This is a genomic window from Pseudoalteromonas sp. SG43-3 (assembly GCF_014164385.1).
Taxonomy (GTDB): domain Bacteria; phylum Pseudomonadota; class Gammaproteobacteria; order Enterobacterales; family Alteromonadaceae; genus Pseudoalteromonas; species Pseudoalteromonas distincta.
In genome coordinates this window covers 1-23,262 of record NZ_JACJFC010000020.1, presented here as the reverse complement: position 1 = coordinate 23,262, position 23,262 = coordinate 1, and the positions used below count along the sequence as shown (strand labels likewise).

At 37.8% G+C, this 23,262-nt stretch carries 16 protein-coding genes; 13 read left to right on the top strand and 3 right to left on the bottom strand.

The genetic code is table 11. The annotated features are described in order from the left end of the window. Positions 1 to 77: 77 nt before the first annotated feature. Complete coding sequence (locus H5157_RS16555; protein ID WP_182725099.1) at positions 78 to 2,783, bottom strand: endo alpha-1,4 polygalactosaminidase; 2,706 nt, start codon at positions 2,781 to 2,783, stop codon at positions 78 to 80. Between the two features lie 521 nt (positions 2,784 to 3,304). Here H5157_RS16555 and H5157_RS16550 point away from each other — a divergent pair. The 5 genes from H5157_RS16550 to H5157_RS16530 all read left to right on the top strand — a co-directional run bounded on the left by H5157_RS16550 (position 3,305) and on the right by H5157_RS16530 (position 9,262). Further along, the gene (locus tag H5157_RS16550) at positions 3,305 to 4,972 is read left to right on the top strand and encodes a methyl-accepting chemotaxis protein (RefSeq protein WP_154903671.1); all 1,668 of its coding nucleotides are present in this window, start codon (positions 3,305 to 3,307) and stop codon (positions 4,970 to 4,972) included. Positions 4,973 to 5,078: 106 nt separating this feature from the next. After that, complete coding sequence (locus H5157_RS16545; protein ID WP_231388420.1) at positions 5,079 to 5,594, top strand: MarR family winged helix-turn-helix transcriptional regulator; 516 nt, start codon at positions 5,079 to 5,081, stop codon at positions 5,592 to 5,594. Positions 5,595 to 5,727: 133 nt separating this feature from the next. Continuing rightward, complete coding sequence (locus H5157_RS16540) at positions 5,728 to 6,477, top strand: RIO1 family regulatory kinase/ATPase (protein WP_182725098.1); 750 nt, start codon at positions 5,728 to 5,730, stop codon at positions 6,475 to 6,477. Positions 6,478 to 6,792: 315 nt separating this feature from the next. Further along, positions 6,793 to 8,145, top strand: a complete 1,353-nt coding sequence (locus H5157_RS16535) for a magnesium transporter (RefSeq protein WP_007584828.1) — start codon at positions 6,793 to 6,795, stop codon at positions 8,143 to 8,145. A 55-nt stretch (positions 8,146 to 8,200) separates the two neighbouring features. Further along, positions 8,201 to 9,262 carry a DUF21 domain-containing protein gene (locus tag H5157_RS16530; protein ID WP_182725097.1) on the top strand — a complete coding sequence of 354 codons (1,062 nt, stop codon included), beginning with the start codon at positions 8,201 to 8,203 and terminating at the stop codon, positions 9,260 to 9,262. Positions 9,263 to 9,294: 32 nt separating this feature from the next. Here the strand turns inward: H5157_RS16530 and H5157_RS16525 are convergent, their stop codons facing one another. Next, complete coding sequence (locus H5157_RS16525) at positions 9,295 to 9,900, bottom strand: TIGR04211 family SH3 domain-containing protein (RefSeq protein ID WP_002958928.1); 606 nt, start codon at positions 9,898 to 9,900, stop codon at positions 9,295 to 9,297. 307 nt (positions 9,901 to 10,207) lie between these two features. Here H5157_RS16525 and H5157_RS16520 point away from each other — a divergent pair, with 307 nt between their 5' ends. The 4 genes from H5157_RS16520 to H5157_RS16505 all read left to right on the top strand — a co-directional run bounded on the left by H5157_RS16520 (position 10,208) and on the right by H5157_RS16505 (position 15,512). Next, the gene (locus H5157_RS16520) at positions 10,208 to 11,731 is read left to right on the top strand and encodes a CYTH and CHAD domain-containing protein (protein ID WP_024596277.1); all 1,524 of its coding nucleotides are present in this window, start codon (positions 10,208 to 10,210) and stop codon (positions 11,729 to 11,731) included. Then, positions 11,732 to 12,397, top strand: coding sequence for an START domain-containing protein (locus tag H5157_RS16515; protein WP_182725096.1), 666 nt, complete (start codon positions 11,732 to 11,734; stop codon positions 12,395 to 12,397). Between the two features lie 87 nt (positions 12,398 to 12,484). Next, entirely contained in the window at positions 12,485 to 13,294 is an 810-nt protein-coding gene (locus tag H5157_RS16510) for a phosphate/phosphite/phosphonate ABC transporter substrate-binding protein (protein ID WP_182725095.1), read from the top strand. Then, positions 13,281 to 15,512, top strand: a complete 2,232-nt coding sequence (locus H5157_RS16505; RefSeq protein ID WP_182725094.1) for an ATP-binding protein — start codon at positions 13,281 to 13,283, stop codon at positions 15,510 to 15,512. Before H5157_RS16510 ends, H5157_RS16505 begins: the two co-directional genes overlap by 14 nt. Positions 15,513 to 15,551: 39 nt before the next feature. On the opposite strand, the gene H5157_RS16500 is transcribed toward H5157_RS16505, so the two are convergent. Beyond that, positions 15,552 to 17,069: a S10 family peptidase gene (locus H5157_RS16500; RefSeq protein ID WP_182725093.1), complete on the bottom strand. Its 1,518-nt coding sequence runs from the start codon at positions 17,067 to 17,069 to the stop codon at positions 15,552 to 15,554. 363 nt (positions 17,070 to 17,432) lie between these two features. Between H5157_RS16500 and H5157_RS16495 the strand changes: the two genes are divergently transcribed. From H5157_RS16495 to mrcB, 4 genes are all read left to right on the top strand, one after another. After that, the gene (locus tag H5157_RS16495) at positions 17,433 to 18,656 is read left to right on the top strand and encodes a diguanylate cyclase domain-containing protein (RefSeq protein ID WP_002958922.1); all 1,224 of its coding nucleotides are present in this window, start codon (positions 17,433 to 17,435) and stop codon (positions 18,654 to 18,656) included. A 211-nt stretch (positions 18,657 to 18,867) separates the two neighbouring features. After that, positions 18,868 to 19,206, top strand: coding sequence for a P-II family nitrogen regulator (locus H5157_RS16490; protein WP_004587162.1), 339 nt, complete (start codon positions 18,868 to 18,870; stop codon positions 19,204 to 19,206). Positions 19,207 to 19,215: 9 nt separating this feature from the next. Then, positions 19,216 to 20,445, top strand: a complete 1,230-nt coding sequence (locus H5157_RS16485; RefSeq protein ID WP_024596272.1) for an ammonium transporter — start codon at positions 19,216 to 19,218, stop codon at positions 20,443 to 20,445. Positions 20,446 to 20,595: 150 nt separating this feature from the next. Next, positions 20,596 to 22,938 (top strand): penicillin-binding protein 1B, encoded by a 2,343-nt coding sequence (gene mrcB, locus H5157_RS16480; RefSeq protein WP_024596271.1) that lies wholly within the window; start codon positions 20,596 to 20,598, stop codon positions 22,936 to 22,938. Positions 22,939 to 23,262 lie beyond the last annotated feature (324 nt).

Here is a 23,262-nt window from a genome sequence, read left to right as displayed (position 1 = left end):
CCTATACTTAGAAAAACGATAAAAGAATGTATCAATATGTTACTTACAATAAGAGCTTAGTTTTTTATTACTCACCATCAAGCAGCTCTTTTACATTTTAAGTAACCGTAGAATTGACCTTTTGGCAGACTAAACTGTGTGATATCAGCATTTGATTTACCTTTAAAGCGCTTTCCATCATTAGAAACAAACTCACAAGAACGCCCATTAACTAAATCAATTTTAGCAGGCACCCAGGCTTTAAAACTGACAGCTCCATTCACTTGCCAATTATCCATGGAGACATTAGCTGAAGCTAAATACGGTACATTGTTTTCTTGGCTGTGATCAAAGCTAAGCTTTGCTAAATCATCAGTTATATGAATGTAATTACCCTTTTGAGTGACGCCGGATATTCCTGAACTTTGAGCTACATTAGGAACATCAAAATCATTGGGAATACGTAATGTTCGAATACTTTGAGAGCTAAAAACCCATTCGTTATTGCTGTTTTTAGCAAGAGCTGAAAAATAAAAGTCTTTAGCTATTTTTGCATACTGGCTTAAATGTACTGGCGTATTCGGTCTTGCAAGTACGTAGTCTATATTATATTTCAGGGCATCAAGTCCAGCAGGTAGTTCACCAGAATAAAAATGAAAGTAAATACTATAGGGTTTTAATCTGTATGGTTTTTCTGTAATTTCAAATGTTTCGATTAGGCGCTTAAAACCATAATAAGGCCCATGCCACAAGTTGGTGTATACGTTCTCGTTAATAATGGGTGCATAAATTTGGTATAACAAGTCACCTTCAGGTCGTCCAATTGGCGATACATTTGTAAGAGTTGGGTTATCAGCTTTTACTGAAGTATTACCACCATTCACGTTGAGCACGCCAGCTTTTCTTGCTATGGCTAAAGCCTTTGGTCCTGGAACCGCATCGCCTGACCATAGAATTAATACTGTTTTTTTATTCTTTGGCGTCAGTCGTTCATTAATATATTGAATTGACCCTGAAATTTCTTTTTCTAAATCGACAGAGAGATACCCAGGAATATTTAAATTAAGTCCGTATTTCGTATCATCTTCATCTATGTTTTGTATCCCTGATAGCACTTTCCAAAAGTAAGGGTGGCTATATGTGTGCGATGCAACCTCTACATAAGGTAGTTCAAATATATCTCTTGCAACTTGCTCAAGTTCTTTACTTTGTTTTGAATGTAAGCCGTTAGGCTCTATGTCTGCTTGTATTATGGAGGAGGTTAATGGCAATTTGTACCTTTTTATTACCTCATCGCGAATTACTTCTGAGTTGTATGGCTTACCTTTGAAGTGCGCAATGCTACTAAATCCATCGCCATCTATATGCAAAGTTAACATACGCCTTCCGCTTAGAGTCGTTGTATCAGGAGCTAATATTGTGGGTAAATTTAGTACTTTTGTTAACAAGTTCTTAGGGTCTATCACCCATTTACTGCCTTCCAGTGGTAAATTATCAATTAGCCAAGGGGCTACTATTATGCCACCTAGTTTAGTCTTACTTCCTTGCGCTAGGATTTTACCATTTGCTGAACTAATGCTAATTAACGCTGTGGCGTCTGAGGTTAACTTAAGGGAATTTGGTCTGATAATTACAGGTGCTTTTGTAGTTTCACCTTTTAGCCAATCGGCAAAGTATTTAACTTCATAAGGGCCAGCTTGCGCAACATTTATATTTTCTACGCCTAAACTAGCTAGTAATTTATTTGATTGAGGTAATTCCCCTAATATTAGTTCCGGTACTATTTCTAAACCTTCTTCTAGCCATTTAATAATCTCAGTACTATAAAATATATTACTAGTAGTCCAAGAAATAATGCCGGCATGTAAACTCGGATCTATTCTAGGTAAGCTTTCTTTAGCTACATCTACATAATCAGGAATATACCCTAAGTATTCTATGATTGTAGCAAGCTTTGAATGAACAGATTTTTTAACTAATGGTGAAATATCGCTATTATAAGGAATTAATATTCGCCTAGGCACCGGTTTTATTGATGATGTACCCCATGTTTGCAAGTGGCCATCTGTCACCCATGGATTAAAACCTGCGTCTATAATCTTTTGTGCCATAGCGAGGCGGTTATCGGGCTTTGCATAATCAATAATTTGGACGTTGAGGCCTAAGTTTTGTGCTTTTTTTAATTGTGCGCTTAGCCAATTTTGGTCGTTTTTGTTAGTCAGTGTATAGCTATTGTCGTTAGGGTTGAAGTGGCTATACAAACCTTCCGCCACTAAGTCGTTGGCTAAATTAGCGAGTTTAGGCAATAGCTCAAAGCCCCGGTTGAGGATAAGGTGCTTATCAAAAGTCTCAGAGAGTGAACTTATTATGGTGACTAATCCAGCTTGTTGTTCGGGTTTACTGTGCTTGTCATCTAAAAGTTGATAGCTGTCTAGAGTATCTAAAAATAAGCCGCTAAAACCACGTGCTTTTAATGTCTCAGCGCTCCTTTGAATATGTTGTTGCCAATGTGCTGATGCTAAATCGGCAATATGACTATCCCAGTTGGGGTTTATACTAAGTGATGACTTATTTTTATTAAAGGACTCGCCAACACTTAAATAAGCATAAACAGCAATATTACGTTGTTTAAACCAATTAAGTTCGTGCTCAGTGACGTGTTCGGGCTGAACTACAACGCGTGAATAAAAGGTCATTTCGGCTAGAGGCATAGGGTATGAATAGTAAAATGCAATACTATTATTTACAGGCTTTGCAAATACTTGACTAGAGATTAAAAGCACAAGATATAAAATATATTTCATTAGTAATTCATTTTTATTAATTCATAACAGTGGCTCAAAACAATATGTTTCAATCTATCTGGTTATTTGGTACTAGGAAGATAGGGTTATTATATGTTAATAAAAAATTAATCTCTACATGTTAATTTAACCTTGAGGTCAATGTTTATACTCGCTTACAAATAATCTAACTCGCTGCAATTAAAACTAATTGACTTAAATAAAAGCAGTAAGGCTACGTGGATATTATTTATAGAGAGTGTTTTAAATAATGGATAAACGTTGGATGAATTATTTTTATTAAGACTAAGGTCTCTGCGTTATTGGTGTCTAAAATGCCGAGTTGGGATTATAATATGGCTAAGCTGACTTCTAACTAACTTGGTCCTACCTAATTTTACCTATGCTTTTCTTAATATAAGTTTAAAGCGATATAAATGAGCGAAGTTATTTTGGGCAAATAAGTAAATCTGCAAACTATATTCGTTTTGCTAGATTTTAGTTGTTGCTGCACACACACCTTTATTCACCTCGGAGAAAAAATGAGTAATTTAAGCTTGAAAAACAAATTGCTGTTACTAGCTATTTTACCGCTAATGCTACTTTTAATCAGCTTAATGCTGAGTTCTTATTATTTAGAGAATAAAAATCAGCAACAAAATTTTGAAGCATTTCAAACTAAGTTAATAAGTGACAAGCAAACGTTACTAAGTACCGAAATTGAAATTGCTAGCAAAATTGTTCGCTATCAATTAGCAAATGGTTCTGAGCAAGATGCTAAAAACGCTTTAAGAGACTTAACATTTGGCCAAGGTGGTTACTTTTTTATATACGACACCAATGGCATTAGTGTTTTTCATGCATTACTAGGTGATGCTATTGAAGGGCAAAACAAAATAGGGATGACTGACCCTAACGGTAAAAAAATAATAGTGGGCTTATTAGAGCAAGCTAGAAAAGGCGGTGGCGCTTTTAACTATCATTTTCAAAAACCAAATACCACAGGCTTAGTTGAAAAGATGGGCTATGCAGCAATGATACCAGGCACAAACTGGATGATTGGTACTGGCGCATATATGGATGATATAGACGCAGAGCTACTTAAATACCAAACAGCAATGCAAAAGCACATGAATGATAAGGTAATGACCTTATTATTAATTGCTTTATTTTGGGTTGTTTTAACAATTATATGTGCGTTAGTTGCCGCAAATACAATGGTAAAACCAATACAGCGCATGGCGCAAAGCCTTGACGATATTGCAAAAGGTGAGGGCGACTTAACCAAGCGTCTAGACATTGATACTAACGATGAAATAGGCCAACTTGGCGAAGCATTTAATATGTTTGTAAGTAAGCTACATGGCATTATTGCTAATGTGGTTGATGTAACACACGATGTAAAAACAGCTTCTGGTGACATAAATACACAAACACGATTAATTGAAGACAAGTTACTTAATCACAATCATGAAACAGATCTTGTTGCGACGGCTATTACCGAAATGTCGGCTACTTCTCATGAGGTGGCTCAAAATACAAACCAAGTGGCAGAGTCAACTCAAGCGGCAACGCAAGAAGTTGCTAAAGCTCAAGAGTGTGTTGATATTTCACTCAGTGAGGTGTCCAATCTAATGGGCGAGATAAACCTAGCCGCTGAACAGGTTGATTCACTCAGTGATCAATCTAAAAAGATTAATAGTGTACTAAGCGTAATTGGTGGAATTGCCGAGCAAACAAACTTACTTGCACTCAATGCTGCAATAGAAGCTGCGCGAGCAGGTGAGCAAGGCAGAGGGTTTGCAGTTGTAGCCGATGAAGTAAGAAGCCTAGCAAGTCGTACTCAAGTTAGCACACTAGAGATTAGTGAAATGTTGAGTGAGCTACATAATTTAGTATCAGATGCAGTTGCAGCAATGCAAGCAAGCCAAAGTAGTTGTAATCGCTCTGTTGAATCCTCTCGTGCTATTTCAGAAAGTTTAGGCGCTGTAACAAGCTCAGTTAGATCAATTAACGACATGAGCACACAAATTGCGACAGCGGCGCTGGAGCAAAGTAGCGTTACAGAAGAAATAAACCGTAATGTATTTGCTATTCAAGAAATAGTTAATGAGCTAACTATTTCAAGTAAAACCACCTCTTCAGTTGGTCAGCATTTAGCTGGGCGTGGTGAAAGCTTAGGACACTTAGTTGGCCAATTTAAAATTTAACAAAGCTTAAAGCCCTACACTAAAAGCCGCTAATAGCGGCTTTATTTTTGTGGGCGATTTTTTATAAAAATTATTGAATTTTTTGTATGCGTTAAGGTCTATCAGCATGCAAATATACTTATACAGTGGAATAACCATGCAAAACATGCCATCAATTAAACGTTGTACTCGAGAAGAGTTAGCGCCAGAGCAAGATTTGGGGCGTTTAGTCTCTTTTTTACGTTCGAGATTAGCCATTCATGTTGATGCCAAGTTACTTCCTATGGACTTAACTTCTGCGCAATATATTGTGGTTGTACTACTTGCGAGAGAGTCGGTTAATACGCTTGCAGGACTTTGCGAGTATATGGTTTATGATCGTGGCGCTATGAGCCGCTTACTAAACCGACTTGAAGAAAAAGGACTCATTATTAAAACGCAATGTGAGCTTGATAAGCGCTCAACTATTTTGTGTTTAAGTGAAAAAGGTAAAGCTCTTTGTCCTGAAATTATGCCTGTAGTGAACGAAGTCTATGCGCAAGCATTAAGTGGTTTTTCGGAGCCAGAAAAAAACCAAATAATCGACTTACTATTCAAAGCTATAAATAATCTTGATTCACTGCCAGACTCCCCCCAAAAGTAGATTATCAATAAAATAGCGATACTGTTTCAATAGAAAGTTAGCGTGCTAATTAGTTGATCTGATTGTGCGCAGAATCTAACTTTGATAATATAGTTGCCTAGGCAATTAAAGTTATCATCTTGTTAGGTTTGTTATGATTGAAAATAATTTGTTAGTACAATTACAACAGCAATTTCCAGAACATACTTTTATGCAACATCACTTAAGTGTTGTCCATAAGGGACGTTTTGCTAACGCGATTGTGTATCGATATAAAGATAATGAATTTGATTTAATCGTTAAAGATTTTAGCCAAAGCCCCTGGTTTATCCGCAAAACATTTGCACGAATGTCGGTAAATCAAGAGTATAAAGGGTTGAGCCGTTTAGCAGAGCTTGATGCAGTTGCTAACCGCTTTTGTAGATTGTCGCCGATAGCGGTTGCTTATAACTATATTGAAGGCACGCCACTGCGCGCTTTAATTCATGAAGACAAAACACTACCTGTTAACTTTTTTAGTGAGCTTGAGCGTCAAGTAGCAAAAATGCATCGCAAAGGCATCGTGCATTTAGACTTGCGTAATATGGGTAATATTTTATGCGGCGCAGACGGTAAACCTTACTTTATTGATTTTCAGTCCACTATTAGCTTTTCTCGTTTTCCACGTTGGTTGCAACGCTTTATGCGAGGATCTGACATGTCAGGCGTATATAAAGCATGGAATAAATTGGGTGAGCAGCCTCTGCCACAAAAAAAGCAAGACTATTTAGAGCGCTTTAATCACGTGCGTAAACGCTGGATTTTTAAAGGTTACCCAATACAGCGTGGCTATGCGTGGGGCGCTGCACTTATTACTCAATTTGTAGATTCTGACTTAGTACGAAATATTACTGATAGACTTTAATTTAAAGCATAAACCGTAATTTAAAAACACCTAATTCATTGTGTGATTTTGCCCATATTAGCCTAGCTAATATGGGATTTTTTTTTATTATAAGTAATCCCTTTAGTTTGCTTACTTGTTGTTTAATCCCTCAAAAATAATTCCTTTTACTGTTTTTTTAATTTTTTAAAATAAATATTAGTACTGCATTTAGTTTGCCCATACAATGCGCAAAAATAGCTTGCGCATGCTTAATAAGTTCACGTTTTTTCTGCAATTTTTTATTGTTCAAGTAGACTATAAATAATGTGCGCTTTTAAATTTTAAGGTTTTAAGATGATTGAGTATCCGGTAGACCAACTTCCACAGCTCATAAATGATTTATTGCAATGCGATACAACAGAACGCAAAAATAAATTATTAGCAGATGCGCAGTTAACGCTTTCAACAGAGCACCTGTCATTACTTTTTGAGGCGATACCAAAAGAACAACGACTTGAAATTTGGCAGTTGCTTGATGAAGACACGCAACACGAAATTTTTGTTAATTTAAGTGAAGATAGTTGTTTGTGGTTGCTACAAACGCTAGAAGACACTGAGGCTTTTAAACTTCTTGATGAAGTTAATGTAGAAGAGCTACTGGAACTTGAAGAAGTTATACCAGAGCGATTTGTTGAGTATGCAAAAAAGCAACTCGATGAAGCGCAAACCAAACAATATGATTTAGCGCAGCAATACCCGCCAGAGCAATTAGGTCACTGGTTAGGTTTTGACTTTTTAAAAGTATCGGAGAAGCTAACAGCCGGTGGTGCTAAAAAATTGCTACACAAAGGTTTACCGCAATACAGTGAAGTTATTTATTTAGTAAGCCGCAAGGGTAGTTTAATAGGTGAGGTTGCGGTAAATGATTTAATAAAAGCCAGCGACACCGATAATTTAATGACATTGGCAAATCATGACTTTTCATCGCTCCATGCTGATGATGATTTATATGAAGCGGCAGAAGTGGTGATCCACAGTGAAAAAATGGCACTGCCAGTGGTTAATGCTGATAACAAATTACTTGGGCGATTAACCATTGCCTCTGCTTATGAATTACGACAAGAAATTGCTGATGAAGCAGCCGCTAAAGCCGGTGGTTTACGTGAAGACGAAGACCTGTTCGCAAGTGTGCGAAAAAGTGCTAAAAACCGTGGTATATGGTTAGGTATTAATTTAGCAACTGCCTTTTTAGCGTCGTGGTTTATCGGTTTATTTGGCGCAACGATAGAACAAGTTGTAGCATTAGCTGTATTGATGCCAGTGGTCGCTTCTATGGGGGGAATTGCAGGTAGTCAAACATTAACCGTTATTGTGCGAGGTTTAGCGCTTGGACAGGTTACAGATTCAAACCGTAATGCGTTGCTTAAAAAAGAGCTGCGTGTTGGCGCTGTAAATGGCTTGGTATGGGCGTTTGTAATCGGCCTACTTACCTTTTTATGGTTTAACGACTTAATGCTTAGTATTACGATTACGGTAGCCATATTATTGAATTTAGTGGCCGCGTCACTAGCAGGTGTTGTTATTCCGTCTATTTTAGACAAAATGAAAATTGATCCTGCGTTATCTGGTTCGGTAATTTTAACTACCGTTACCGATATTGTTGGGTTTGTTACCTTTTTAGGTTTAGGCAGTTTATTGCTTTTATAAGCCTTATACCAATTCGCTTAATTAAGTGAAATGGTATTACTAACAGGAAAATACAATGACCTTTGAAGTCATGATTTGGTGTGCAATTGCTTTGTGTATTTCACAATCGGCAATATTTTCGGGCTTAAACTTAGCGTTTTTTTCACTAAGTAGGCTTCAGCTTGAAATGGAAAGTGCAAAAGGGAACGAGGCGGCCATAAAAGTAATGGCCCTTCGAAACGACTCTAACTTTTTATTGTCGACTATTTTGTGGGGCAACGTAGGTATTAACGTACTACTTACACTACTTTCTGATTCGGTATTAATGGGCGCAAGTTCGTTTTTATTCTCAACTATCGCAATTACTATTATTGGTGAAATAACACCGCAGGCCTATTTTTCGCGTAATGCGTTAAAAATGGCGAGCCAACTTTCGCCGTTAATTAAGTTTTATCAGATTCTGTTTTATATAGTTGCTAAGCCAACTGCTTTAATTCTCGATGCATGGTTAGGTAAAGAGGGGATTACGTACTTTGCTGAAAGTGAGCTCAGGGGTATTATTCGCAAACACATAGAGGCTGAAGAAGCTGATGTTCAACACGTTGAGGGAATAGGCGCGCTTAACTTTTTTAGCTTAGATGAAATAAGCGTAACCAAAGAGGGTGAGGTAATTGATCCAGACTCGATTATTGCTTTGCCTACTAAGCTTGATTTGCCTATTTTCCCAGACCTTACATTAACAACTGATAATGAGTTTTTACGCAAACTACATAAGTCAGGTTATAACTGGGTGATCATTACCAATGAAGACGGTTGGCCTTTATTAGTGGTAGATGCTGACGGCTTTTTAAGATCAGCGTTATTTGAGCCAGATACGTTTGACCCTTATCACTATTGTCACAGACCTATAATTGTTGCTGATGAAGCGATGCGTTTAAGTGAAGTGATTTTAAAAATACGGGCTAATCATTCTTTAGATAAATCGTTTGATGGGGCCATTGATCACGATGTGGTATTATTGTGGAGCGATGTGAAACGCATTATTACCGGCGCTGATATATTTGGTCGGTTGCTCAAAGGTATGAGTGCACCAAAACTCGAACTGCATGAAAATACAGAGAATAAAAAGCCGCTGTAAAGCGGCTTTTTTGTATTTAGTTGGATGGAGCTTTACGCCCAACCTTCGTAGCGCTTACGACGTGACAGCACTATCGTTAATATAATACCTAAAAACAGGCCTAAAAACGCAATAGCACCACCGTAAGTAAGTAGCTGGCGTTTCTCTTTTGAGCTAGCAGCTTCTTTTTGAGTGCGCTCTTGCTCTAGCGTTGTTTTAAGCTTAGTAATTTGAGCAGATAACTGCAGATTTTGATCTGTTAAAGTTTGGTTTTGTTCTTGTAGCTGTGGAAGTTCTATTTGAGCTTGACGTAGCTTTTCTTGCATAGTGCTCATTTCGCTACTTAGTGTTTTGTACTGTTGGTGTAAGCCCGCTGTTTTAGTAATAAACTTAGTTTCTATCCAGCCTTCGCGGTCTTTATCATCTTTAATTTTTATAAAGCCGTTTTCTTCATTTGATAACAAGGTTAACTTTGTTCCAGCATCTACAGAGCCGAGTAGTCGATAATTTTTACTCGCCCCAGAGCGCATAAAAGTGTATAGATTATCGATAATATAAGCGGTGTTTGCATTCGTTGAATTTGCAGGTTGTGCTTCTTGTGCATAACTCATGAATGTGGTGGCTGTTAAAAGTAGCCCTAATAAACAATGTTTTAGCATTTATCTACCTTGTTGATCTAACTGCGTCCGTTATGAACGTGATTTTTATTTCACATAAGTAGTTAGATAGTATGGATTAAATAGATCAATAGCAAGACTGATATTGTAACCCAGTACGGTAACGCAGGAGTAGTTATCGAGTCCACTAGGTTACAAGCCTCACGCTGTGATTAAATTGCTCCTAGATAGAACGAATTTTAATCCGCAAAGGTCATCAAGCCCTAAAATAAGGTTAAAAAATTTGCATTGTTAAGGCGCTTTGTTTATTTTGAGCACTTATTTATTTTAAAGGTAATCCGCAAACCGAATGGATACTGAGATAGAACTGAAATTTTTGGTATCAGATGCCGTTATTCCACTGATCCCCTCGTTAATTACTCAATTTGCAAAAACGGTGAAGAATAAACCGTCTCGCAGCTTACAAAATGCATACTACGATACGCCAAGCAGAGAGCTTAGAGCGCTTGATATAGGCTTTCGAACGCGTTGTTCTGACAGCGAATGCGAGCAAACTATAAAGCTTGCAGGTGAAGTGGTAGGTGGTTTACACCAACGTCCAGAGTACAATTTACCAATTGAATCAAGCCGCCCTAATTTAATGGCGTTTGATGCTGATATTTGGCCTCATGGCATGCAAATAAGCGCCATCTCAAAAAACTTGTATCCAATATTTAGTACTAACTTCATTCGTCGTACTTGGTTAATTGAAACCGAAAGTGGCGCTAAAATTGAAGTCGTACTCGATAAAGGTGAAATTGCGGCTTCGGGTAAAATTGAAATTATTAGCGAGCTAGAAATTGAGCTAGTTGAGGGCAGTCGTAATGAGCTGTTTGCATTTGCAGATATATTAGTTAGCCAAAACTGCATACGCTTAGGTTTGTATTCTAAGGCCGCGCGTGGTTATCGGCTTGCTGATGAAAAACCTTTAATGCCAAGCAAATCTATTGGTTTTGTACAATTACCAAAGTCGACTACTCAAGAGCGTGCTTTAGTTGAAGCCATGAACTTTGGCATTCGCTTTGTACAAAAGCACGAGCAATGCTATTTCGATAAGCCAAGTTTAAAAACACTTAAACGCGTAACTGACGGCATCAGTTTAATCCGCCATACTTTTTGGCTATACGACGATATAGTATCTAAAGAAAGTACAGAGCACTTACGTACCGAACTTAAATGGTTATTAAGTGAATTAGCGTGGGTAGAAAACGCGATTCAATTAAAAACGTACACGTCTAAACGCCATGCTTTTTATAAAAAAATTAATGCGGCGCCAGCACTTGCTCAAGTCATTGGAGACTTAAAAGAGTTACAGCCAAGCATTGACGATATAAATGCACTGTTTCACAGCGCACGTTATAATCGTTTATTACTATCGTTAACTACCTGGTTAATCGATAAGCAATGGCGTAAAGACTGGGGGCAAGCAGAGCTTCAAGCGGCTGAGCAAAATGTGTCGTCTATTGCCAATAGGCTTTTCAATAAAGACTGGAAAAACCTGCACGAGTTGCTTCCAAAGGAGCAAACACTCGATGTCGCTTCGTATTTAAACCTACGAACTCAGCTTGAAAATAGCCTACTGAGCGGTAACTGTTTAGGATCGTTATTTGATAAAGAAGAACGCCTAGAGTTTAGATTGCCTTGGCTTGATATTTCTCATGGTATTTATGAATTAAGTACGCTTGAGTATTTAAAGCAATTATGTGCAGGGCAAGAGGACGAACAGCTTGCTAAAATCCAGTCATGGCTTGAACAAAAGTCTGAATATTTGGTCAGTGCCATGGAGCAAAGTCGCCTTGCTTCACTTGACATAGAACCTTACTGGCAAAAATAAATGATGCGCTTTTGTAATAAAATTCAGTTGCAAAAGTGTTTATTCGTTATTTTTTTATTAGTTAGTTTTAACACTTATGCTGAGCCTATATGGCATTTGTATAAAAACAAAAATGGCGTAAGTGTGTATTATCAAAGCCACAGTGATAATACCTTTGAAGTAAAAGCGCAGATGAGCGTGAAAGGCGTATCCACCAATGAGTTTTTAGAATTACTTAGTGATACCGATGCCGCACCCCAATGGCTCGAAAATATATCTCAGGTAAAGGTTATTAAGCACATAAGCCCATCAGAAAATTTAGTGTACAGTTATTTTAATTCTCCTTGGCCTGTTAGAGATAGAGATAGCATTACTTATTCTTGTTATTCACAGTTGACTGCAAATAAAAGCCAATTGCTTATTAAGGCTCGCCCTAATAAGCAGCCCAAAAACAATGGCGTTATAAGAATTACTACTTTAAATGCACGCTGGCTGCTGAGTGAGGACAAAGGCCGCCTTGATATTGAGTACCAAGTATATGCTTTGCCTGATGGGGCAATACCTACTTGGCTAAGCAATAAGGTCGGATTGAAAAGTACTTACATCACATTTATGAACTTGCATCATATGCTCACAGATAAAAAATACACTCCAAAACCACCTGTAATCAAAGCAGGTCAATGCTAAATATCGAATATATAATAATTTAATGGTGTGTTGAGTAGTCTTTAACTACGCTTAAGCAATAATGACACGCTATTATTTGGAGAATTGATGAAGTATTTAGTGGCTATATTATGTTTGATACACAGCTCATTCTTATTAGCTCAAGAATATACCTTTGGTGTAGTGCCGCAATACGAGCCGCAAAAGCTAAATACTATTTGGCAACCTTTGTTAAAACAAGTAAGTAAGCAAACAGGGGTAACAATAAAGCTAATTACAGTTGAGTCTATTCCTGTATTTGAAAAAGCCTTTGCTAATGGCGAGTACGACTTTGCATACATGAACCCATGGCATAGTGTTATAGCATACGAAAAACAGGGGTATTTACCACTAATAAAAGATGCAGGGCGAAAGCTGCAAGGTATTTTGCTCGTAAACAAAGACAGTGATATTGATAATTTAAGCCAACTAGAGGGCGCTGAAATAGCATTCCCTGCACCTAACGCATTAGGTGCGTCATTATTAATGAGAGCTGATTTAGCATTGTTATACGGGCTAACAATAAAGCCTGTATATGTCCAAACTCATCCATCGGTATATTTAAATGTAGCACTGCACTCAACAATGGCGGGCGGTGGTGTAATGGGCACATTTAAACAACAACCAGAAAGCTTACAAAACAAACTCAAAATTCTTTATAAAACGCGTGAAATTAGTCGCCACCCAATTGTCGCCCACCCAAGGGTTGATGCTGCAATACAGTTAAAAGTGCAACAAGCTATTTTAGATATAGGGCAAAGCGCAGAGCATAAACATTTACTTGCAGGTATCCCAATTATTAAACCTAGTATTGCAACTTTAGCAGAGTATCAGCAGTTAACTCAGTGGGGCTTGCGCTCATTTTATGTTGAAAATTAGAGGGTTTCGTAGTTTAAGGGCGCAAAGCTTTATTGTTGTATTGCTTTGTGGCTTGCTTATGGCATGTCTTTTTATGTTTTACGCATTACCTGAACAAGCGCGTTGGGTAAACGATGGCCTTTCAAAGGCTGCTCAGCGTTCTTTAGCGCAGTTATCGACTTCTATAACGACTCCGTTGTTAACTAGGCAATATGCAGAGCTATATGAAGAGATAGACAGTCAACTTCAAACTCGCCCTAATTGGAAAAGTATTAAAATTGTTGATGTTGATTCAAAAAACCAATTGTATCCGCTTGATAATTGGGTTAGAGCAAATGAAAACGGCGACATGCTGTTATCTCAACAGGTGATATTTTTAGACAAACCGCTGGCTAATATTAGCTTGGTTGTTAATTTTACTAATGAAATTAACGAATCTTCAAAACTTCATTACACCTTAATATATATACAATTTATTATTTTAGTTATCGTTTTTATAGGTTTGGCTTGGCTGGTGGATTACAGGGTTACATCGCCGTTGAGGACGCTAAAACTTGGGTTTTCACGTTTAGCCAAAGGCGACTTTGATTGCCATATAGATAAACAACAACAAAATGAAGTGGGCAGTGTAATAAATGCATTTAATAATATGGTTGATGAGGTTGCGAATAACCATCAAAAATTAAATGCATTACGAATTCAAGCTGAGTCTGCAAGTAAAGCAAAGTCAGATTTTATGGCCAGTATGAGCCACGAATTAAGAACTCCATTAAATGCAATTTTAGGCTTAGCCCAGCTGTATGGATATGATGAGAGTGCAAATAAAGTACAAAAAGAAAACGCGAAAAGCATTTATCAAGCTGGAGAACATTTACTATTACTCATAGACGATGTGCTTGATTTAACAGCTATTGAGTCGGGTAATATGCAGTTTAGTTTTTCTTATGTGCCTATTAAAAGCATATTAGAAGAGTCAGTAGAGCTTGTCACTGAGCTTATTAAAGGGCAATCAATAACACTGCAAACTCACGGTTTTGAGTCCTTAGAAGGGTTGAGTATTTATATTGATCAGCGCCGCTTTAAACAAGTGATGCTTAACTTGCTTTCAAATGCGATTAAATACAACAAACCAAATGGCAGTATTAATATTAATTGTCGGGTGTTAAGTAATAAACAATGCGAAATAGATGTAATAGATACCGGATGTGGATTTTCTCCAGATGACATTTCTCGCCTATTTAAACCTTTTGACCGCTTAGGCGCTGAAACCAGTAAAGTAAATGGAACCGGTATTGGTTTAGTGATAACTAAGCAGCTGGTAGAGCGTATGCAAGGGTCTTTGAGCGCACAAAGCGAGCAGCACAAAGGTTCTTGTTTTACGCTAAACTTTAACAGTTTTGATCAAACTGACTTGCCAGCACAAGTGCAAGCCCCTCAAATAACACAGCAAAGCTTAAATGCGGTAACGCTTCCTACGCTTGAGGTTTTAGTGGCAGAAGATCAAGTTACAAATCAGCAAGTGTTAAAACAGCAATTAACTATGCTTGGAGTGTGCTCTACTTTTGTAAGTAACGGTGAGCAAGCTTGGGAGGCCATACAAAATAAACGCTTTGATATTTTACTAACCGACATTCAAATGCCCTTACTCGATGGGTTAGGGTTAGCCAAAAAAATACGCGAAAACACTCATTTTGATGAACTGATTATAATTGCAATTACGGCCAACATTACCAAAAACAACATAGATAATTGTTATACTTGTGGAATGAATGGCTTTTTAACAAAGCCTATTGAGCTTGTTAAATTAAAGTCGTTATTGATGGAGCATTCTCAAACTATGGTCAATACACGTTCAGAAAAATCAGATGGTGAAAATATAGCTTCAGATAGTTTTGATCAATTAGATATTACGCTACTAAAAGCAATGCTTGGTGATGATCCTAGCGTACATTGCATGGTATTTAATGCGTTTTTACAAACAGCAGGGGAGCAAATTAAATTAGCTAACGCGTATGCTAAAAGTAAAAACTATGTTGATTTAGCTTTTCAGGCTCATGCATTAAAGTCGTCTTCAAAGTCTGTGGGGGCTATTGAGTTGGCAAATATATGCCAACAGATAGAAACACAGGCAGAGAGTGAAATAGTTAAAGGTGATTATATACAGCAGCTGGAAGAGCGCTTTAACGCTGTAGTCACACAACTTAAAAGCTATTGTTTACGATATGAAAAACGCACATAAAAAATGGCTCTTAAAGAGCCATTTTTTGTTTTAGGTATATTAGTATTTAGCCGCTTGCCCTTTTTTGGGTAAAGCGTGCTGTATAAAGTCACGTAAATCGTTATTAGAGCTTTCTAAATCAGCGTGACGAAGGTACATCATGTGTCCGCTTCTGTAGCCTTTAAAGCTCAAACGGTCTTTCATTTTACCGCTTGGGTCTAATTGCCATAACGTATATTTAGCGTCAAAGTAATTGGTTGCGCCATCAAAGTATCCTGATTGGATCATCACGTTTAAGTAAGGGTTTTGTGCCATTGCTAAACGTAGGTTTTCGCCTGTATTATTACCGGTTCTATCCCATGGGTGAACATTACCAAATAAATTATATTTTACATCCGTTTTATAGTTTAGCTCTTCACGCAAGTAGTGATTAATTGCAGGAGTGAAAGAGTGTAACCAAGAGGTAAGTTCAGCCCAGTAGTCTGGGGATTCACCCGCGTCTCTTTTATCCATTCCTAAATAACGAGAATCTAAGCGACCCACAGTTTGACCACGTTCACGTAGTAGCTCTTTCCAGAAAAACTGAGTTGGAATATCTAAGTTATTTTGCTCAACAAACTTTTCTGATAAGCCTGCGTAGTGCGCCATTTTTGTAATTATGCGTCGCTTCTCATCAGCATTAATAAAGCCACCTTTAGCAAGCGCAGGGATTAACTCATTTACAGTAAACTCTTCAACTTCAGGTAATAACTCATCAAGATCTTTAGCTTGTAAATCGGCGTTAAGTGCTTTGTGATACCAAGCAGTCGCTGCAAAGTAAGGTAGGCGGTTAGCTGCTTTAATCGGACCATCGCGCTTAATACCAATGTCAGTAGGTGATACGAGAACAACACCGTTTATGTACATCCACTGACTGTTTTGAAGCTCATGAGCGAGTCCAGATACACGTGTTGTACCGTAGCTTTCACCAATTAAAAATTTAGGCGAGCGCCAGCGCTGTGCTCTATTTACAAAAGTATTTAACCACTCAGCAAGGTATTTAATATCGGCATTAACACCAAAAAATAACTCTTTTTGTTTTGCTTTGGAAGGCAGTTCGCCTTTTTCGTTTTCAAGTACGCGAGAATAGCCAGTATTTACCGGGTTTACGTAAACAATATCGGCAATGTCAAGTACAGAATATGGGTTGTCTTTTACGCCATAAGGTTGAATTGGATAGCCTTCGTCATCAATTTTTAATACGCGAGGGCCAGTATAAGCAAGATGCATCCATACAGAAGCCGAACCCGGCCCGCCATTAAATGAAATAAGTAATGGGCGAGCTGTCCTGTCGTCAACTTTGTCACGTGTGTAGTAGGTGTATTGTAGTGTAGCAACCGCGTCGCCTTTATCATCCCATACAGGTTGTGTGCCTGTAGCTACGGTATAACTAAAACGCTGGCCATTAATTTTAGCCTTATGTTGGGTAACTACTTTGCTGTCTACATCAATACGACGTTGGTTATCGGCAAGCGTGCTTGTACTAATTATTAATGCAATAACGGTTATCGGTAAACTGATAATACGACTAAGCTTCATTAGGTGTCCTTATTATTGTTGATACATCATTAAAGATAAAAATGAGTTAAATAACAAAAGTATTGAGACTAGTGGCCGATAATACTGGTTAAGTAAGGTATTAATACATTGAAAGGCGCGTATTAATCGCTTTTATAGTTATTTTGGATTTACTTTCTTTATTTAGTTAATTGCAAAATTCAGGTATATTGCGGCCTACTTGTATTGATTTTTTATACAGGCTATCACCAAAAAATCTAACGGATTACGCTTTCAAGCACATAAGTGCACTCTACACCGGATGTTTATGACTAATGCTATTGCAGTAATTGCGTGGTATTTGTCGTTTTGTGGTAAAACTAATTAAAGGTAAAGAGAAGCTTTATGCAAAGAGTATTAGTGGTTGAAGACAGTAAAGTAGTGCAGCAGGTACTTCGCCACTTAACTGCACAATACCTTGATGTGGCAATCGATTTTGCTTGGTCTTTAGCTGAATGTGCCACTTACGTAGAAAAATACGACTACACGCTTGCGTTAGTTGATTTAACCTTGCCAGATGCTCCTCACGGTGAAGTCGCAAAATATACTTTATCTAAAAAGATTCCTACGGTTGTTTTAACCTCAAAAATAGATGAGTACAAGCGCCAACAAATGCTTGAATTAGGTGTCGTTGATTATGTTATTAAAGATAATCGCGACTCTTACCATTACGCCGTTAAACTCGTTGCGCAATTGCTAAGAAACCAAGGTTGTAAAGCATTAGTAGCAGATGATTCATTACTGAGCCGCTCGTTAATGAAGCAAATGCTTGAAAAGCAATTGTTTGATGTGACAGATGCCCACGATGGACAACAAGCACTCGAAATATTAAAAGCTAATCCTGATATAAAGCTACTTATGACCGACTACGCTATGCCTTCTATGGATGGCTTTGAACTTGTTAAAGCGGTACGTAACTTTAGAGGCCGAGACGACTTAGCAATTATTGGCTTGTCGGGCGCGGGGAAACATGGCCTATCAGCGCGATTTATCAAATATGGCGCCAATGACTTTTTAACAAAGCCATTTATGAATGAGGAGTTTCATTGTCGAGTACTTCAAACAATGGAGCAACTATCGTTAATTTCAGATATTAAAGAAAGCGCGCATAGGGATCATTTAACAGGGCTTCATAATCGACGCTATTTTTATCAATATGCAGAAAAGCTCCTTAAAAGTAAAAACCAGAAAAATACTCTCGCATTGTTAGATATCGATTTTTTCAAAAATATTAACGATACATTAGGCCATGAGGGTGGCGATCAGGCTTTAAAGCAGGTTGGTTCATTAATCCGTACTACGTTTTCAAAGTTTACAGTTGCACGGGTTGGTGGAGAAGAGTTTGCCATAATATTACCTGAGATAGAGCTTGAACGTGGTCGTGAATACTTTGAAGCATTTAGAAAAAAGCTGGCTAGTTACGATTTTTCTATCAGCGATAAATCAATTAAAATTACTACAAGTATAGGCTTGGCAGACTTTCAAGACACTAGCTTGACGCAGGCAATGCGTGTTGCTGACAAAGCATTATACGAAGCTAAAAACCAAGGAAGAAACTGCGTGGTATAGCTCTGTTATATAAAGCTAAGCATGCAATTAATATATTGCACGCACCAATGTAGATAACTTGTTAAATTAACGCACCTAATTGGTGCGTTTTTTTTGTTATTTAGTTTCTGTTTTTCACTAACTTATTGTTTTAAAGTATATAAAAATAGTGGCACAAAGGTTGGATTGTTTAACCCAACAGGATAACAATAAAGAGTCCGAGGGGGCCGCTATGAAAATGATTAGTGCAATCATAAAACCATTTAAATTAGACGACGTGCGTGAAGCACTCGCTGATTTAGGAATTGAGGGGATGACAGTAGTTGATGTTAAAGGTTTTGGACGTCAACGAGGTCATACTGAGTTATATCGTGGTGCAGAATACCAAGTAGATTTTATTCCTAAGATCAAACTTGAAATTGCAACTCGTACTGAAAATTGTCAACGTGTTGTTGAAGCAATTACTAAAATTGCATCAACAGGTAAAATCGGTGACGGGAAAATTTTCGTGTACGACTTAGATCAAATTGTTCGTATCCGTACTGGCGAACTTGACGAAGAAGCAATTTAAGGGGGTCTCATGGAAAATACAATAATAGAACTAAAGTTTTCACTCGATACCTTCTATTTTTTAATATCAGGTATATTAGTAATGTGGATGGCAGCAGGTTTTGCCATGTTAGAAGCGGGCTTAGTTCGCTCTAAAAACACAGCTGAAATTTTAACTAAAAATGTCGCGCTGTATTCAATTGCATGTACGATGTTTTTATTAGTTGGCTACAACATTATGTATGTAGACAATGCCGAAGGTGGTTTTATTCCTTCAATAGGCGCTTTAATTGGCACACAAGCTGCTGATGCTGATCATTCTTTAGAATCTGACTTTTTCTTCCAAGTAGTATTTGTTGCAACGGCTATGTCGATTGTATCGGGTGCAGTTGCTGAGCGTATGAAGCTATGGGCTTTCCTTGGCTTTGCTGTAGTACTAACTGGTTTTATTTACCCTATTGAAGGTTACTGGACATGGGGTGGTGGTTTCTTATCTGAAATGGGCTTTGTAGATTTTGCAGGTTCTGCAATTGTACATGGCGCAGGTGCAGCTGCTGCACTAGCGGGTGTACTAATCCTAGGTGCTCGTAAAGGAAAATATGGTAAAAACGGTGAAATATACCCAATTCCAGGTTCAAACTTACCACTTGCTACACTAGGTACATTTATTTTATGGATGGGTTGGTTTGGTTTTAACGGTGGTTCTCAATTACTACTTTCGGATAAAGAAAACGCAACTGCGGTAGGTCAAATATTACTTAATACTAATGCAGCTGCTGCAATGGGTGCTATTGCTGCACTGTTTGTATGTAAGATACTTTGGGGCAAATCAGATTTAACCATGGTATTAAACGGTGCATTAGCAGGTTTAGTTGTAATTACTGCTGACCCACTTTCACCTTCTCCATTAATGGCATGTTTACTAGGTTTACTTGGTGGCTCATTAGTTGTGTTTAGCATTATAGCACTTGATAAAGTTAAGATTGACGATCCAGTAGGTGCTATCTCTGTACACGGTGTGTGTGGTGCATTAGGTATTATGTTAGTACCGCTAACCAATGGTGATGCAAGCTTTGTCAATCAGTTAATTGGTTTAGTGTGTATTCTTGCCTTTGTATTTGTAGCATCATTTATTGTTTGGACTGTGCTTAACAAAACAATGGGTATACGAGTAACTGAAGAGGAAGAACTAAACGGTATGGATCAACACGATTGTGGTATTGAAGCCTACCCAGAGTTTGTTTCTGTTAGAAATAGCTAATAGTTTATTTAAATAATAGTGTGTTTACATAAAGCCCTACTTCGGTAGGGCTTTTTTTGTTTCAGGGGGGGTTAACTTTTCGGATGTTAGGATATGCCCAATATGCTAAGCTCACACTCGTGAATAACCCTTGGAATAAATTACACTTAAATGGCCGACAATAAAAAAACACCTACCAGCAAACCTGCAGCTAAACGTGCTAGTAAATCGTCAAGCACGACAAAAAAAAGCACATCAAAGGGTAGTAAAAAAACAGTGAATCCCACTGTTAAACGCTCTTTTATGAGAAAAACATGGTCAGTGTTTTGGAAATTCAGCTTGGCTGTTTTTATTGCAATGGCAATGTATTTCATTTATTTAGATTCAAAAACTACACGTATATTTGAAGGTAATAAATGGCAACTTCCAGCGCAAGTGTATGCTCGTTCTATGGAGTTCTATCCGGGGCAATTTTTATCAAGCCAAGAAGTTGTGTTTGAGTTAGAGCGTCTACATTATTCATCTGTTAATAGATTAAGCAGAACAGGGCAGTTTGTTAAAACAGCAGATAGCATCAAGATTTATCGCCGTGATTTTGAATTTTATGATGGCCTTGAAGAATCACATATTATTGAACTTCGTTTTGCAGGGCAAAAAGTTGCGACTATTAAAGATAAGTTCGGCAGGCGTTTAAACTCTGCTCGCCTAGAACCTGTGCAAATAGCGCGAATTGGCAACGACTCTAAACAAGATAGAGAATTTGTACCGCTAGATAAGTTCCCAGCCATGCTTAAAGATACGCTACTGGTAGTTGAAGACCGTGATTTTTATGATCACCATGGTGTGTCGGTGTTTTCTATTTTACGTGCGCTTTATTCAAATATTAAAGCGGGACGCACCGTTCAAGGTGGCAGTACGCTTACTCAGCAATTAGCTAAAAATATTTACCTCACGCGTGAGCGTTCTTTAGTACGAAAAATAAATGAGGCCTTTATTGCCCTTATTTTAGATTATCGCTATTCAAAAGATCAGATATTAGAAGCTTACTTAAATGAGGTATACCTAGGGCAGTCATACAACCAAGGTATCCATGGTATGGGGCTTGCTTCTGACTTTTACTTTTCAAAGCCTGTAGACGAGCTTGAGTACGATCAAATTGCTCTGCTGGTGGCAATGGTTAAAGGCCCATCTTATTACAACCCACGTCGTTATAAAGAGCGCACAATGGAGCGCAGGGACTTAGTGCTGCGTCTAATGGTCGAAAATAAGTTACTTAGCACAAAAGAGTACCGTGCATCGCTTAATCGCCCAATTGATATTGCGCCAATGAAAGCCAGTTTACAAAAATCATACCCAGGCTATTTAGAGCTAGTAAACAGAGAGTTAAATGAATTATTACCTGATCAGCAAACACTTGATGCAGGCGTAAGAGTATTTACTTATTTTGACTTGCAAAAGCAAACAGCAATGGAAGAGTCGATTGAAAAGAGTTTACCGTACTTGGAAAATCGCCCTAGAACTGAAAAACTAGAAGCAGCCATGATCTCTGTTAATGTAGAAAAAGGCGGTGTTTCTGCACTTATTGCTGGTCGCGATGTTCGATATTCAGGATTTAACCGTGTTTTAGACACAAAACGTAATATAGGCTCGCTTGTAAAACCTGCCGTGTATTTAACCGCACTGCAATTGCCACATTATAATTTAGCTACTTTGCTTGATGACTCGCCAGTACAGGTCACAAATGAGCAAGGTAAAGTGTGGCAACCAGAAAATTTTGACCACCAATACCGTGGTGCAATTCCACTTTATAAAGCATTTAGTAACAGTATAAATATCCCAGCGGTTAATTTAGGCCTCGATGTAGGTGTTGATAAAGTAGTAAATACATTGAAAGGTTTAGGCGCAACAGGGGCGATAGACGAATACCCATCGCTGCTTTTAGGGGCTGTTGAAATGTCGAGTTTTGAAGTGGCTCAGCTTTATACAACAATTGCTGCAGATGGCGAATATAAAAAGCTCACTGCAATTTCGGCATTAACTGACTCTGTTGGTAAAGTACTTTATAAGCATAAAGTAAATGCAGAGCCTCGTTTTGATAAATCTGCAATGTATATGACCAAATACGCAATGAAACGCGTAACGAAAGATGGCACTGCTAAACGCTTAAATTTACACTTTCCGTCAATCCAGCTCGCTGGTAAAACAGGGACCAGCAACGATTTACGTGATAGTTGGTTTGCAGGCTTTGATCAAAATACAGTGACTGTTGCGTGGCTTGGTCGAGATGACAACAAAAGCACTGGTTTAACAGGTAGCGTAGGCGCATTAGAAGCATATATTCGTTACTTAAAACCACTTAACCCACAAGCAATAGCTGATACGCGTCCACCATCAATACGCTGGGCATTTGTAAATGAACAAACGGGTAAGCAGGCACCACCAGGATGTGGCAAGGTGATTCAGCTACCGCTTAGGGCGAGTGAGTTCGAGCCTAGGCCACAATGTATTCGTTAATAAAACAGAGCCCTTAATAATAAAACCGCTAACTCAGCGGTTTTTATTATATTTAGCTTAACTATCTAGCAGTTCGAATTAGTAATTAAATAAATTTTAATTGGTTTTATTACCATATTTTTTAGAAATTATTTAAAAATTAGTGAGTATAACTAATTTTTAAATAGCATTATTCGAGATTAAAAAAAGATTTTGTAAATATTTTGTTTACGTTGCGGTTATTTAAATTATTGCTGGTTGATATTCTTTTTTTATTTCTTTAAATTAACACTTTAAATTTTTATATTATACAAATAAATACGCTAAAATCATTTTAAGTGTTTG